Consider the following 13,638-nt stretch of genomic DNA (forward strand, 5'->3'; position numbering starts at 1 on the left):
CGGTGCGGCCTCAGGCCGATCCTGCCCCCATCGGCGGCGCGGGGAACGGCAGGACGGCCACTGTTACGTTGTCGTGGCCCCCGCCGTCGAGCGCGTGACCGACCAGGACCTGGGCGCTGTGCAGGGGACGCGCGACGGCGTCGAGGGGCAGGGCGTCGGCCATGTCCTCGGCCGCCTCCGCGTAGTTCCACAGCCCGTCCGTGCACACCACCACCACACCGGGACGGTCCGGCTTGAAGGAAGCGGTGTGCGGCTCCAGTTCGTAGGCGTCCGCGCCGAGCCAGCCCGTGATGGCGTGGGCGCGCTCGTCGGCGTAGGCCTCGGCCTCGTTCATCAGGCCGGCGGCGACCATCTGCGCGGCCCAGGAGTCGTCCTCGGTGAGCCGGGCCGGGGGAGTGCTGCGGTCCGCCGGGACCCAGTAGACGCGGCTGTCGCCGACCCAGCCGACGATCAGCAGCTCGGGCGTCACCACGGAGCCGACGATCGTGCAGGCGGGGGCGTTCTGGTGCGGGGCGTGCTCGCGGGCCGTGGCCGCTTCGCCCGCGAGCGCGTTGACCGCGTTCGCGGCGGCGACGATCGCGTCGTGCATGGCCTGCTGCGGGTGTGTGCCGCGCGGCAGGGCGGTCAGCAGCGACTCGCTCGCGGCCCGGGAGGCGGCCATCGAGGCGGCGTCGGGGCGGGTCGCCGAGGACACGCCGTCGCAGACGATCGCCACGACCGCGGGCCGGCCGTCGGGCAGCGCGGTGCAGCCGACGGCGAACGCGTCCTCGTTGCGGTGGTGGCGCAGACCGCGGTCGCTGACGGCGGCGACCGGGCCGGCGTCCTGCTCCATGTGGTCGCGTTCGCGTGGCTGGGCGTGCCCGCAGTTCTCGCAGTACCCGTCGTGATCGACACGGCCCGCACGGCAGGCGACGCACACCTTGGTGCCCTCGCGCGGCGTCGGCACGTCGGGGGTGACACGCGGGTCGGGCGCCTGCAACGGGTACTCCTCGGGCTCCGACGGGCGGTCGAACCGGACGCCGGACGCCGGGGAGACCGGGGAGCCGGTCGGGGCGGGCGGTGCGGCGGGCGCGGACTGCGGGTGCGGCGGGCCGTCCGGCATGCCGGGGGCGCTCGGGGCCGGGAAGGCGAAGTCGGGCGCCGCGCCGGGACCGCTCGCGGCGGGGGGCGCCGGCGGCGGCGACTGCGGGGGCGGGGGCGTGCCCGGGGGCAGCTCGTGGCCGCCGGAGTCCGTGCCCTGCGTGGCGGCGACGGGCCAGTCCGGGCCGGGCGCGCCGGCCGGGGGCGGCGTCGAGCCGTTCATGGCGATGGTCGGGTTGTCGTCCGGCCGTACGGGCACGGCGGACAGGTCGTATCCGCACGCACCGCAGAAACGGTCACCCGACTCGAGCGGCCATTCGCAGCTCGGGCAGGCGGACAACTGGGGCATCTGCGACATCAACTACACCCACGTCCGGGGGCGGTAACGATTGGCACGTTCCACCAGGTAGATCCTCTCCTCGCCGCCCCGCGCGAGCCGGGCCAGCGTCCGGTACGAACGCTCCAGGCCGAAACGCAGTCCCCGCTCGTCCAGGCCGCTGCCGAGCAGCGTCCGTCCTCCGGCGGCAGGTGGGGCGGAACCCTGGCCACCGGAGAGTATCCAGTCCAACGCGCAACCGAGGACTTCCGCCGACAACTGCTCCCGGCGCGCCGGATCCAGCCCGTACGCGTCCAGCGCCTCGACCTGGCCCGCGGCGGCGGTCAGGTCGTCCAGGAACGGTACGTCGGCGGCGACCGCCGTGCGTTGACGCAGCCGCGCGCGGACGGCCGCCACGCGTGCGGCCGTGTAGTGAATGGAGCTCTCCGAAATCGACTCCAGGGTCGTCACCGCGCTGCGGCGGTCGCCGCTCGCGAGCTGGACCCGGGCCAGGCCGAAGGCGGCGCTCACATAGCTCGGGTCGGTCGACCACACGAGCCGGTAGTACTCGGCGGCGTTGTCCAGCTGGCCCAGCACCTCCGCGCACATGCCGAGGGCCAGCTTGGGGGCGGGCTCGCCGGGGAAGGCGTCGTAGATCGCGTCGAAGGCCAGCGCCGCGCCCTCGTGGTCGCCGGTGACGAGCGCGGCCACCCCGCGGTACCAGACGACCCGCCAGTCGTCGGGTCGCTCGTCCTCCAGCTGGAGCAGGGCCTGGTGGGCGGCGCCGGTGTCGCCGTTCTCCAGCCAGGCGCGGATCTGCCGCAGCCGGGTCTCGGTCGACGGCGCCGACGCCGCGCCGAGGGCGCCGAGCAGCTCGGCCGCGGCGGTGGTCATCAGCCCCGCGAGGAAGCCGGCGTTGGGGTCGGAGGGGTCGACGTGGGGCACCGGCAGGGCGAGGGCGGTGGCCGAGGCGTTGACGCCCTTGACGATGCCGGCGGGGAGGGCGGGCGAGTTGGCCGAAGGAGCGGGCGAGCCGGCCGGGGAAACCGTGAGCGTCTCCTTGGCGGGCGCCACCCGTGCCCCCAGCCGCGACACCTCCCCGTCCAGCTTCGGGAACAGCTCCGTGTCCGTGACCCGTACCTCCGGGCCGAACAGCGTCGACAACGACGGCCTCGCCCGTCCCGACTGCAGGGACACGACCTCGCGCAGCACGCCCGTCAGCTGCTCCGCCATCTCCTGGGCGGAGGCGAAGCGGCGGGCCGGGTCGGGGTCGGTGGCGCGGACCAGGAGGCGGTAGAAGGACTCGTACTGGCGGAAGACCTCGATGTTGTCGGGGTCGGGCAGGGAGTCGACGTAGACGTTCGTGTAGCCCTGGAAGTCGAAGGTCAGGACGGCGAGGGTGCGCGCGACGGTGTAGAGGTCGGACGCCACCGACGGGCCGACTTCCGCGACCTCCGGCGACTGGTAGCCCACCGTGCCGTAGATGGCCGACTCGTCGTCGTCCATCCTGCGCACCGCGCCCATGTCGATCAGCTTGAGCTGGTCCTCGCTCTGGATGGCGTTGTCGACCTTGAAGTCGCAGTACAGGAGGTTCCGGCTGTGGAGATGGCCGAGGGCCTCCAGCGCCTCGATGCCGAACGCGCACGCCTGCTCGACGGGGAGCGGGTCACGCTTGCCGTCGGGGGTGCGGCGGCCGTTGGCGATCTCCTTGAGCGACTTGCCGCCGACGTACTCCATGACGATGTAGCCGTCGAGCGAGCCCGTGCGCTGGTCGAGATGCTCGACGAAGTTGTAGATCCGCACGATGTTGGAGTGCTCGATCTCCGCGAGGAAGCGCCGCTCGGAGATCGCCGCCGCCATCGCGTCCTGGTCACCGGTGTCGAGCAGGCCCTTGAGCACCACCCAGCGGTCCGAGACGGCGCGGTCCACGGCGAGGTAGATCCAGCCGAGGCCGCCGTGCGCCAGGCAGCCCACCACCTCGTACTGGCCGTGCACGATGTCGCCGGACTTCAGCTTCGGGACGAAGGAATACGGGTGACCGCACTTCGTGCAGAAGCCCTCCGTACGGCCCGGGCGCTCGCCGCGGGCCCGGCCGACCGCCGCGCCGCAGTCCGAGCGGGAGCAGAACCGCTTGCGCTCGGGCACCTCCGGGTTCTCCAGCACCATCTCGCGCGGGTCGGGGCGCGGCACGTCCGGGACCTGGACGAGACCGGCGCCGAGCCGGCCGCGGCCGCTGGAGCCGGCGCCCGAGCCGGAGCTGCGCACCGACACCGAGCGGCCCGTGGAACGGCCCGACAGCGAGCGCGACAGCCTCCCCGACACCGAGCGCCGGGACTTCGACGACTGCGATGACGTACGGGAGCTGCCGCGGCTGGTGGAGCGGGAGCTTCCGCTGCCCGCCGAGCCGCGCGAGCCCTTGCCGCCGCCCGTCACCCCGGTGGGCGGCGAGCCCACCATGCCGGTCGCCGAGACGACCGGTGCGAGGCCGCAGGTGTCGCAGTACAGCTCGCCGCCACCCATGTCCTCGTACGTCCCGTCGCAGTCCGGCCGTTGGCAGGTCTGCTGTGCCTGACTCATGACGACGACTCCCCCCTGTCCTTCATGCCCCCGGCCCCCTGTGGTCCTCGGGCCCCCGTGGCCCGGGCACGCGTGGGCCGCCGAGCAGTTCGGCGGCGGCGTGCTGGTAGCGCAGGACGGCCTGTTCGGCGACGCGCAGGTCGCAGGGGGCGCTCCACAGCATGCGGCGGGCCGCGTCGTAGCGCTCGATGAGGAACGGGTCCTCCGCGAGGCCGTGCCGGGCGACCTTCGCCTTGTACGCGTCGAGGCGGCCGCGCAGCTCGGCGCGGACCGCCAGGGGTGCGGTGACCGCGGTCAACGACTCGCGGGCGCGCAGCAGTTCGTCGTCCGCCTTCTGCTCCAGGCTCTCCAGGAGCGGGGACAGGCGGTGCCACTGGGCGTGTCTGCGGTACTCGGCGGCCGTCGCCAGCTGCTCCTGCAGCACGGTCGGCGGGCCGCTGACGACCGGAACCTCCGTGGCGGCGATCTTCGCCAGTACCTCGCCGCGCGCGGTGCGGGCTTCGGCGAGCGTACGGTCCGCGCGGGACAGCACGTCACGCAGCTTGACCAGACGCTGTTCGGCATCCTGGCGGACCGTCAGTACAGCGTCGATCTCACGGCGTACGTCCTCCAGGGCGCGCGCCTCACGGTCGTAGACCGTGGTGTCCGGCTTGCCGCCGCCCGGTGCCGAACTCCCATGTGTGGGAAGCCAGTACGCGAGCGGGTCGGAGACCACCTCGGCGCGCAGGTTGGTGAGCGTGCGCGTGATGCGCTCCAGGTCGTCGCCCGCCGGGTGCTCGCCGGGGCGTACCCCGACGGAGTGCGCGAGCCGGCGGGTGCGCTGGAGCTCTGCGGCCAGTAAATCGATCCGGGCGGGCAGCGCCGACCAGACCGCGTCGGCGGCGACGACCATGTCCAGCGACGTCGCGTACAGCTCGTTCATCCGGTCCACCAGGGTGACCAGCGTGAACTGTTCACTGAGCTTGCTCGAACCGCCCTGCAGCGTCGGGGCGTTGGCCGTCGCGGACGCCGAGCCCGCCACCGTCACCGACTCGCCGCGCAGCAGCTCCGTCAGCTCCACCAGGTCCTCGCGGCTGGACCAGCGGCGGCGGGAACGGATGTCACGGGCGGAGCGCAACGCGTCCGTGTACGCGTCGAAATACGCCCACAGCAGCGTGATCGACGCGTCCGCGGTCGTCCAGCGCTCCTTGGTGATGCCCGTCAGCTCGGCGCCTTCGAGAAGTCTGCGGCCCGCGTGGTCCTGCAGGGCGAGGAGCGAGGTCTCGATCGCCTCGTGCTCCGCGCCGAGCCGCGCCAGCGCACGGTCCACCTCGTCCCGGTCCATCACCGGCCCGGCGGGGTCCGTGACGCCCATCGATCACCTCTCGCTGCGTTGTGGTCCGTTGTGTCGTGGTCCGCTGTGTTACGTCGTACGTCCGTCAGTTGATGGTCCGTCACTTGTACCCGGCTTCGGGAGGAGTCGCCGACGCCGACTTCTTGTCGCCCTGGTCCATGGTCGGGTGCAGCCACTTCTCGTACGACGTCTCCCAGCCGCCGTCCTCGATGTAGTTCTCCAGAGTCCGGTTGACCTGGCGTACCAGATCGTCGGAGCCCAGTTTCATCGCCACGCCGTAGTACTCGTCGGTGAACAGGCCGCCCTTCAGTTCGACGGTGGGGTCCTGCGCGGCCTGACTGGCGGCGAGCGCGCCGTCGGTCACCACCGCGTCGACCTCGCCGAGCTGCAACTTCACCAGGCAGTCGAGCTGGTTGGGGACGGTGGTCCTGATGTCGGTGGAGTCCGGAAGGTCGCCGGACTTCCTGCCCGCTTCCAGGTTGTCGTACGCCGTGGAGCCCTCGGCCGAGCACACCTTCTTCTCGGCCAGGGTCTTGTCGAACCCGGTGATCGCCGAGGTCTTGGGCGCCAGGACCTGCTGGCCGGTCACGAAGTAGGGCGCGGAGAACGCGACTTGCCCGATGCGGTCGCAGTTGATCGTCATGGTGCGGACCACCATGTCGACCTCGCCCTTCTGGATCGCCTCGATACGGCGGCTGGTCGGGATGGCCTTGAACTGGACCGCGTCGCGGTCGCCGAGGATGTCCTCGGCGATCCGGTGGACCAGGTCGATGTCGAAGCCCTCCAGCTCACCGGCGGGGTTGTTCGGATCGAGGTAGCCCCAGCGGTAGCTGTTGGTGTCGACGCCGACGATCAGACGGCGGTCCTTGCGATCCTTGATCGCGTCCAGCGTCGGCGTCTTGCCGTCGCCGCCGGACGGCGACAGGCTCTGGTCCTGCGGGTTCTCGCAGTCCTCCGCCTTCGCCTGGCTGACGTGGGCGACGCCCTGGCCTCCGGTGGCCGGGCCGCCGTCGTGGCCCGGCGGCTGGGTGAGGGGCAGCAGCAGCGCGAACGTCACCGCCAGGGCGCAAAGGGCCGCCATCGCGCCCACGCCGCCCCAGCCGCGCAGGCCGGCCCGCAGACGCCGCCATGGGCCTGCCGCGGTTCGGCCTGCCGCGGTCCGGAGACCGGCCGAGGCGTCCGCGTTCGTCGTGCCGCGTGCGTTCATCGTCGTGCCCCCTCTCACCGGTACTCCGACAGTCGGCGGCCGATGCCGAGGACCGCTCCGGTCGCGCCCAGGACCGCGAGGACCGCGGCGCCGGTCGGGAGGCCGGTCAGCGAGTCACGGCCGTCGCTCGCGGCCTGCTTGAACTCGTTCTGTTCGTGGGTGAGCGCCGTCGCCAGGGCCTTGTCGACGTTGTCGAAGCACACGCTCGTCGGCTCCTCGGCGGCGCCGATGACGCGGTCGCGGGCCGCCTGGTAGTTGCCGGAGTTGTTGTCGTCGCGGGCGAGGTTGTGGCGGTCCTTCCAGATCTTCATGAAGCCGTTCGCGTCCTGGACCGGCTTCTTGCCGGCCGAGTCGTCCGCGAGGCCCTCGGCTTGGTCCAGGGCCTTGCCCAGCTGGTCGATCTGCTGGTCGTAGCCCCATTCGTACGCGTCCACGACCGTGTCGTCGGCGAGCGTCTTGGTGTCCGCGCCCCTGCGGACCAGGTTCAGGTTCTCGTCGCTGCGGGCGGTCAGGGAGGCGATGCGGGCCTCGTGCAGCACGTTCAGTGAGCGGACGCCGTGGTCGTAGGAGTCGTCCAGGCCCGCCCGGGCCACCGTGTGGCTCACGGCGAGCCACAGCAGGACCACGGTTGCGGCGGCTGTGGCGGTGACGAGGCCGTGGTTGAGGACCCTGTTCGTACGCTGGTAGTTGCGGCGCTGGGCCCAGGCGAGGGTGGCCAGGGCGAGGACGCCGAGGCCGGCCGCCGCCCAGGGGAAGGACTTGGCGTCCGCGTAGTCGGAGCGCAGGCGCTGGTTCTCCGTCTGGTAGAGCCTTTCGGCCGACGGCAGCATCTTCTGCTGCATCATCTCGTTCGCCGCGCGCAGGTACGCACCGCCCACGGGATAGCCCTGGCGGTTGTTGGCCCTCGCGGTCTCGACCAGGCCCTTGTACTCCGGCAGGAGCCTGCTGAGTTCGGCGATCGTGTTCGCCGAGGGGGAGCCCGGGTCGGAGTTGGCGGCGGCCGTGACGAGCTTGGCGGCGGCCGTACGGATGTCCTTCTCGTAGCCCTCGCGCATCGCGGGCTTCTCCTGCAGGCCGGCGAGGTAGCCGCTGGCCGCCGCGGTGTTGGCGTCCGCCAGGGAGCGGTAGATGTCGGCCGCGTCGGAGCTGAGGGGCTGGCTGCGGTTGAGGACGTCGTCGGCCGCGGCGGACCGGTCGGTCATCTGCCAGGCGGCCACGGCACCGAAGGCGACGACGCAGAGGGCGAGCAGGGCGCCGATGATGCGGAGGCGGCCGGGTTCGGTGGTGGCGGCTGCCTGGAGTTGGTCGAAGCCCTCGGCGAAGGCGGTGCGGCGTGCCTGCGACGGTTGAGCGGGGGGAAGGGGCCGGCCGGCGCCGCTGTGCTGTTCGGGCAGGCCCGGCTGCGGCGGTACGGACGGCATCGTGGGCGCGCCGGGCGCCGGGCCGGGTTCCGGTGGCGCGCTGCTCTTCGGCGTCTGTGTCACTGCTGACCTCCCCCGTGGTCATCCGTCGCCGCAAGTATCGCTGGCGGGACTGACATCCGCACCGGCCTTCACTGGATCTTGATCGGATCGCAGTGGATTGCCTGCCGGCGGCTGGGCAGGGTCCCGTACCACCCCTGCCCATGAACACGCGGTGGGAATCAGTTCGGTTGCGGACCGGTGCTCAGGATTCGAAGTGGCCGCGTACCCGCTCCTGTACCTCCGCCCCCGCCCCCACCGCGTCCAGCCCCAACAGCGCGGCCCCCAGTACCGGGCTCGTCGTGACCACCTGCGGTACCGCCTTGGGGGCGCGGGACGTGAGGAGGTCGCGGATTCCGTCGGTCAGCTGGGGGTGCTGGGCTGCCAGGACGCCGCCGCCCAGCAGGACCGGTGTCTCCTCCTCCAGGAGGTCCAGGCGGGTCAGGGCCACCGTGGCCATGGTCACCACCTCGTCGGCCAGGCGGTCCACGATGGCGCGGGCCACGGGGTCGCCGGTCGTCGCCGTGGCGAACAGGACCGGGGTCAGTTCGTGACGGCGGGCGTCGGGGATGTCCTCCAGGTGCAGGGCCTCGATCAGGGCGTACATGGTGGGCAGGCCGAAGTGGGCGGGGAGGGTGCGGGCCAGCGCCGTGGACGCTCCGCGGCCGTCCTCCGCGCGGGCCGCGTGCCACAGGGCCTCCTCCGCCAGGCCCCAACCGCCGCCCCAGTCGCCGGAGATACGGCCCAGCGCGGGGAAGCGGGCCGTACGGCCGTCGGGGCGCATGCCCACGCAGTTGATGCCGGCGCCGCAGACCACGGCTACGCCGCGGGGTTCCGGCACCCCGGCGCGGAGGATGGCGAAGGTGTCGTTGCGGACCTCGACGGTCGTGCCCCACGCGCGTGCGTGCAGCGCGGTCGCCAGGGTCTCCTCCTCCACCGGGAGGTCGGCGTTGGCCAGACAGGCCGAGACGTGGTCGGCGGAGGTCACCCCTGCCGCGGTGAAGGCTCTTTCCACCGCCTCGGCGAGGGTGTCGACCGCCGTCCGCACACCTACCGTCGGCGGACGGAATCCGCCGCCGCGGGCGGTGGCCAGGACGGTTCCGTCGGCTGCCACCACCGCCACGTCGGTCTTGCTGTTGCCCGCGTCGACAGCGAGGACACGTGCGGTCATGCCCACGCGAGATGCTCCTGGTTGTGTGCGATCAGTCGGTCGGTGAGGGTGTCGGCGTAGGTGTACTGGCCGACGAGGGGGTGCGCGAGGAGTGCCCGGAACACCCGGTCGCGACCGCCGCGCAGCGCCGCGTCCAGGGCCAGGTCCTCGTAGGCCGTGACGTTCGCCATCAGGCCCGCGTACAGGGGGTCCAGGGTGGGCACGGGCAGCGGGGCCGGGCCCGTGGGGCCGACCGCCGCCTGTACCTCGATCACCGCGTCGTCGGGGAGGAACGGCAGCGTTCCGTTGTTGTACGTGTTCACCACCTGGTGAGGGCTGCCGGCGCCGCTCAGCAGCGCCGCCGCCAGGTCCACCGCGGCCTCCGAGTAGTACGCGCCGCCTCGCTTGGAGAGCAGTTCCGGCTTCTCGTCGAGGGCCGGGTCGGCGTACAGGTCCAGCAACTGCCGTTCCATCGCCGCTACTTCCGCGGCGCGTGACGGTTTGGTGCGCAGTTCCCCCACCACCTCGTCGTGGGCGTAGTAGTAGCGCAGGTAGTACGACGGGACCACGGCCAGCCGGTCGAGGAGGGTGCGCGGGAGGTGCAGGTCCGCGGCGATGGTGTCGGCATGGTCGGCCAGCAGCTTCGGCAGGACGTTCTCGCCCTCGGGGCCGCCCAGGCGTACCCCGGTCTCCCAGGTGAGGTGGTTGAGGCCCACGTGGTCGAGGTGGACCTCGGCGGGGGTGACGCCCAGCATGGCCGCGAACTTGCGCTGGAAGCCGATCGCCACATTGCACAGGCCGACCGCCTTGTGGCCCTCCTGGAGCAGGGCCCGGGTCACGATGCCGACCGGGTTGGTGAAGTCGATGATCCAGGCGGTGGGGTTGGTGCGCCGGACCCGGTCCGCGATGTCGAGGACGACGGGGACCGTGCGCAGGGCCTTCGCGAGGCCGCCGGCGCCCGTCGTCTCCTGGCCCACGCAGCCGCAGTCCAGGGGCCACGTCTCGTCCTGTTGGCGGGCCGCCTGGCCGCCGACGCGGAGTTGGAGGAGGACCGCGTCGGCGCCGTCCACCGCCTCGTCCAGGTCCGTGGTGGTGGTGATGGTGCCGGTGTGGCCCTGGCGGGCGAAGATGCGGCGGGCCAGGGCGCCGATCAGTTCCAGACGGTCCGTCGCCGGGTCCATCAGGACCAGTTCCTCGATGGGGAGGGTGTCCCGGAGGCGGGCGAAGCCGTCGATGAGTTCGGGGGTGTAGGTCGAGCCTCCGCCGACCACGGTGAGTTTCATTGGTTGTTCAACCCTTTACTCCGGTGAGTGTGACGCCCTCTACGAACGCCTTCTGGGCGAAGAAGAACACGACGATCACGGGGGCCATGACCAGCACGGTCGCGGCCATGGTCAGGTTCCAGTCGGTGTGGTGGGCGCCCTTGAACGACTCCAGGCCGTAGGAGAGGGTCCAGGCGCCCGGGTTCTCGGACGCGTAGATCTGCGGGCCGAAGTAGTCGTTCCACGCGTAGAAGAACTGGAACAGGGCCACTGCGGCTATGCCCGGTTTGGCCATCGGGAGGACGACCTTCAGCAGCGTGCGCAGTTCGCCGCAGCCGTCCACCCGCGCCGCGTCCAGGTACTCGTTCGGGATCGTCGTCAGGAACTGGCGCAGGAGGAAGATCGAGAACGCGTCCCCGAACGCCATCGGGATGATCAGGGGCCAGAGGGTTCCCGAGAGGTCCAGTTGCTTCGCCCAGAACAGGTACATCGGGATGATGATCACCTGCGGCGGCAGCATCATCATGGAGATGACCAGCATCAGTGACAGGTTTCGGCCACGGAAGCGGAACTTGGCGAGCGCGTACGCCACCGGGACCGACGACACCACGGTGAGGACCGTGCCCAGGCCGGCGTAGATCAGCGTGTTCTTCCACCAGGTCAGAAAGCCCGGCGTGTCGAAGACCTTGGTGTAGTTGCCCCACTCCCAGGTGTCCGGGACGAGGTCGCGGGTGAGTGCCTGCTGGTCGCTCATCAGCGAGGTCAGGACGACGAAGACGAAGGGCAGGGTGAAGAAGAGCGCGGCCGCGATGCCGAGGGAGTGGATCGCTATCCATTCCAGGAGTGCCCTGCGGCGGGCCGTGCGCTCGGCGACTGTTGGGGTTCCCAACTGAACCGGCTTGTCCAGCACTTGGGTCATGGTCAGTCACCTGCCTGGATGAGTCCGCCCCGGCGCCGCATCAGCAGCGCGGTGAACGCCATGGCGAGGGCGAACAGGACGAGCGCGACCACGCACGCCGAGCCGTAGTCGAAGCGCTGGAAGCCGAGGTTGTAGACGAGCTGGGGGAGGGTCAGCGTGGACTTGTCCGGGTAGCCGGGCTCGAACTGCTGGCCGGATCCGCCGATGATGCCGGAGGCGACCTTCCCGGCCACCAGCGGCTGTGTGTAGTACTGCATCGTCTGGATCACGCCCGTGACGACGGCGAACATCACGATCGGCGAGATGTTCGGCAGGGTCACGTACCGGAACCGCTGCCAGGCCGACGTGCCGTCCAGCTCCGCGGCCTCGTACTGCTCCTTCGGTACGTCGAGCAGCGCGGCCATGAAGATGACCATGAGGTCGCCCACGCCCCACAGCGCGAGCGCGGTGAGGGCCGGCTTGGACCAGGTGGGGTCCGTGAACCAGCCGGGGGTCGGCAGGCCCAGGCTGTCGAGGACCGAGTTGACCGGGCCGGTGCCGGGGTTGAGGAGGAAGACGAAGGCGAGGGTCGCGGCGACCGGCGGGGCGAGGTAGGGCAGGTAGAAGAGGGTGCGGAAGACGCCCGTACCGGTCTTGATCTTCGTGATGAGCAGGCCGATGCCCAGGCCGAACACCACCCGGCAGGTCACCATCACCAGCACCAGCCAGAGCGTGTTGCGCAGCGCCGGCCAGAACAGCGGGTAGTCGTTGAAGACGTAGGCCCAGTTGCCCAGGCCGCGGAAGACCGGTGTGCCGAAGCCGTCGTACTTCATGAACGAGAAGTACACGGTGGACACCAGCGGATAGGCGAAGAAGACGCCGAACCCGATGAGCCACGGTGACAGGAAGGCCACCGTCCGAAGCGCCGACCTGCGGCGCTTCGCGCGGAGAGTGTGCGTGGTCATCGGGGCGCTACTTCGCCTGCTCGATGTCGGTGTCGATCTGCTTGGCGGTCTTCTCCAGACCGGCCTTGAGGTCCTTCACCTTGCCTGACTCGTACTGGTAGCCGAAGTCCTGAAGGGTCGTCTGGTACGTGGAGCCGTTGATGGAGGCCGGCGGGGTGTTCGAGTGGGTGTTCTGGGCGATCTCCAGGAACGTCTTGAAGCCGGGGTCCACCTTCAGGTCGGGCGACTTCAGGGCGGCGAACGTGGACGGCACGTTGTGGATGGCGTTGGCGAAGGAGACGACGGCCTCGGTGTCGGTCGTCAGGTACTTCACCAGCTCCCAGGCGGCGTTCTGCTTCTCGCTCTGCGGGGCGATGCCGATGATGGTGCCGGAGAGGAAGCCCTTGCCGTACTCGTCGACCTCGTCGTCGGCGACGGGCATCGGGGCGGTGCCGATCTCGAAGTCGGTCCCGGCGTCCTTCGCCATGCCGAGCCGCCACTCGCCGTCGAGCTGCATGGCCACCTGGCCGGTCTGGAACGGGTGCTTGGCGCCCCACTCGTCACCGAAGGTGTTGCGGTACTTCTCCAGCTTCTCGAAGCCGCCGAGGTCGCCCACCAGCTTCTTCTGGTACGTGAACATCTCGGCGAAGGCCGGGTCCTTGGCGATGCTGGACTTGCCGTCCTTGTCGAAGTAGGCGTGGTCCCACTGGGACATGTAGTGGTCCACGACCGTCTCGTAGCCGTGGTACGTCGGCATGAAGCCGAGCTGCTCGTAGCTGTCGCCCTTGGTCTTCGTCAGCTTCTTCGCGACCTCCGCGAACTCCGACCAGGTCTTCGGCGGGGACGTGATGCCGGCCTTCTCGAAGGCGTCCTTGTTGTAGTAGAGGCCGTAGGCGTCGCCCAGCAGCGGCAGGGCGCAGCGGGTGCCCTCGAACTGGGTGTAGTCCAGCATCGGCTTCGGGATGATCTTGTCGAGGTCGAGCTTCGACTTCTCGATGAAGGGCTTGAGGTCGAGGAAGGCGCCGGAGGAGCAGAACTTGCCGATGTTGGAGGTCGTGAACGACGACACCACGTCGGGGCCGCTCGAACCGCCCGCGCGCAGCGCCTGGTTGAGCTTGTCGTCGTTGATGTTGCCGACGACCTTCACCGTGATGTTCGGGTGGGCCTTCTCGAAGCGGTCGACGTTCGCCTGGATCGCCTTGACCTCGGCGGGCGCGCTCCAGCCGTGCCAGAAGGTGATCGTCGTCTTGGCGTTGGGGTCGTCGGTGGCGCCGGACTCCGACTGGCCGGTACAGGCCGTGGCGAGCAGGGCCAGGGAGGCGGTGGCGGCGAGGGCGGCGGCCGTCTTGCGGGACGCTGAGGGTATGACGTTCCAGGACTTTCCGGGCATGGCGAGGTCTCCCAAGGGTGG

10 protein-coding genes are annotated in these 13,638 nt (G+C 70.8%); all 10 read right to left on the reverse strand.

All coding sequences use genetic code 11. The features are described 5' to 3' along the window. Positions 1–10 precede the first annotated feature (10 nt). A complete protein-coding gene (locus BLU79_RS26390; protein ID WP_177001179.1) occupies positions 11–1,441 on the reverse strand; it encodes a PP2C family protein-serine/threonine phosphatase in 1,431 nt (476 codons plus the stop codon). Then, positions 1,442–3,973, reverse strand: a complete 2,532-nt coding sequence (locus BLU79_RS26395; protein ID WP_093908380.1) for a serine/threonine-protein kinase — start codon at positions 3,971–3,973, stop codon at positions 1,442–1,444. A gap of 22 nt (positions 3,974–3,995) precedes the next feature. Continuing rightward, positions 3,996–5,327 carry a hypothetical protein gene (locus BLU79_RS26400; RefSeq protein WP_093908381.1) on the reverse strand — a complete coding sequence of 444 codons (1,332 nt, stop codon included), beginning with the start codon at positions 5,325–5,327 and terminating at the stop codon, positions 3,996–3,998. A gap of 79 nt (positions 5,328–5,406) precedes the next feature. Beyond that, positions 5,407–6,513 (reverse strand): glutamate ABC transporter substrate-binding protein, encoded by a 1,107-nt coding sequence (locus BLU79_RS26405; RefSeq protein WP_093908382.1) that lies wholly within the window; start codon positions 6,511–6,513, stop codon positions 5,407–5,409. Positions 6,514–6,527: 14 nt separating this feature from the next. Beyond that, positions 6,528–7,997 (reverse strand): hypothetical protein, encoded by a 1,470-nt coding sequence (locus BLU79_RS26410; RefSeq protein ID WP_371131943.1) that lies wholly within the window; start codon positions 7,995–7,997, stop codon positions 6,528–6,530. Positions 7,998–8,178: 181 nt separating this feature from the next. Continuing rightward, complete coding sequence (locus BLU79_RS26415) at positions 8,179–9,150, reverse strand: N-acetylglucosamine kinase (RefSeq protein ID WP_093908384.1); 972 nt, start codon at positions 9,148–9,150, stop codon at positions 8,179–8,181. Further along, positions 9,141–10,406, reverse strand: coding sequence for a 6-phospho-beta-glucosidase (locus tag BLU79_RS26420; protein WP_093908385.1), 1,266 nt, complete (start codon positions 10,404–10,406; stop codon positions 9,141–9,143). Before BLU79_RS26420 ends, BLU79_RS26415 begins: the two co-directional genes overlap by 10 nt. A gap of 7 nt (positions 10,407–10,413) precedes the next feature. Next, positions 10,414–11,304: a carbohydrate ABC transporter permease gene (locus BLU79_RS26425; protein ID WP_093908386.1), complete on the reverse strand. Its 891-nt coding sequence runs from the start codon at positions 11,302–11,304 to the stop codon at positions 10,414–10,416. 2 nt (positions 11,305–11,306) lie between these two features. Continuing rightward, complete coding sequence (locus tag BLU79_RS26430; protein ID WP_093908387.1) at positions 11,307–12,248, reverse strand: carbohydrate ABC transporter permease; 942 nt, start codon at positions 12,246–12,248, stop codon at positions 11,307–11,309. 7 nt (positions 12,249–12,255) lie between these two features. Then, positions 12,256–13,617 carry an ABC transporter substrate-binding protein gene (locus tag BLU79_RS26435; protein WP_177001180.1) on the reverse strand — a complete coding sequence of 454 codons (1,362 nt, stop codon included), beginning with the start codon at positions 13,615–13,617 and terminating at the stop codon, positions 12,256–12,258. Positions 13,618–13,638 lie beyond the last annotated feature (21 nt).

The sequence above is a fragment of the Streptomyces sp. cf386 genome (assembly GCF_900103585.1).
Lineage (GTDB): Bacteria > Actinomycetota > Actinomycetes > Streptomycetales > Streptomycetaceae > Streptomyces.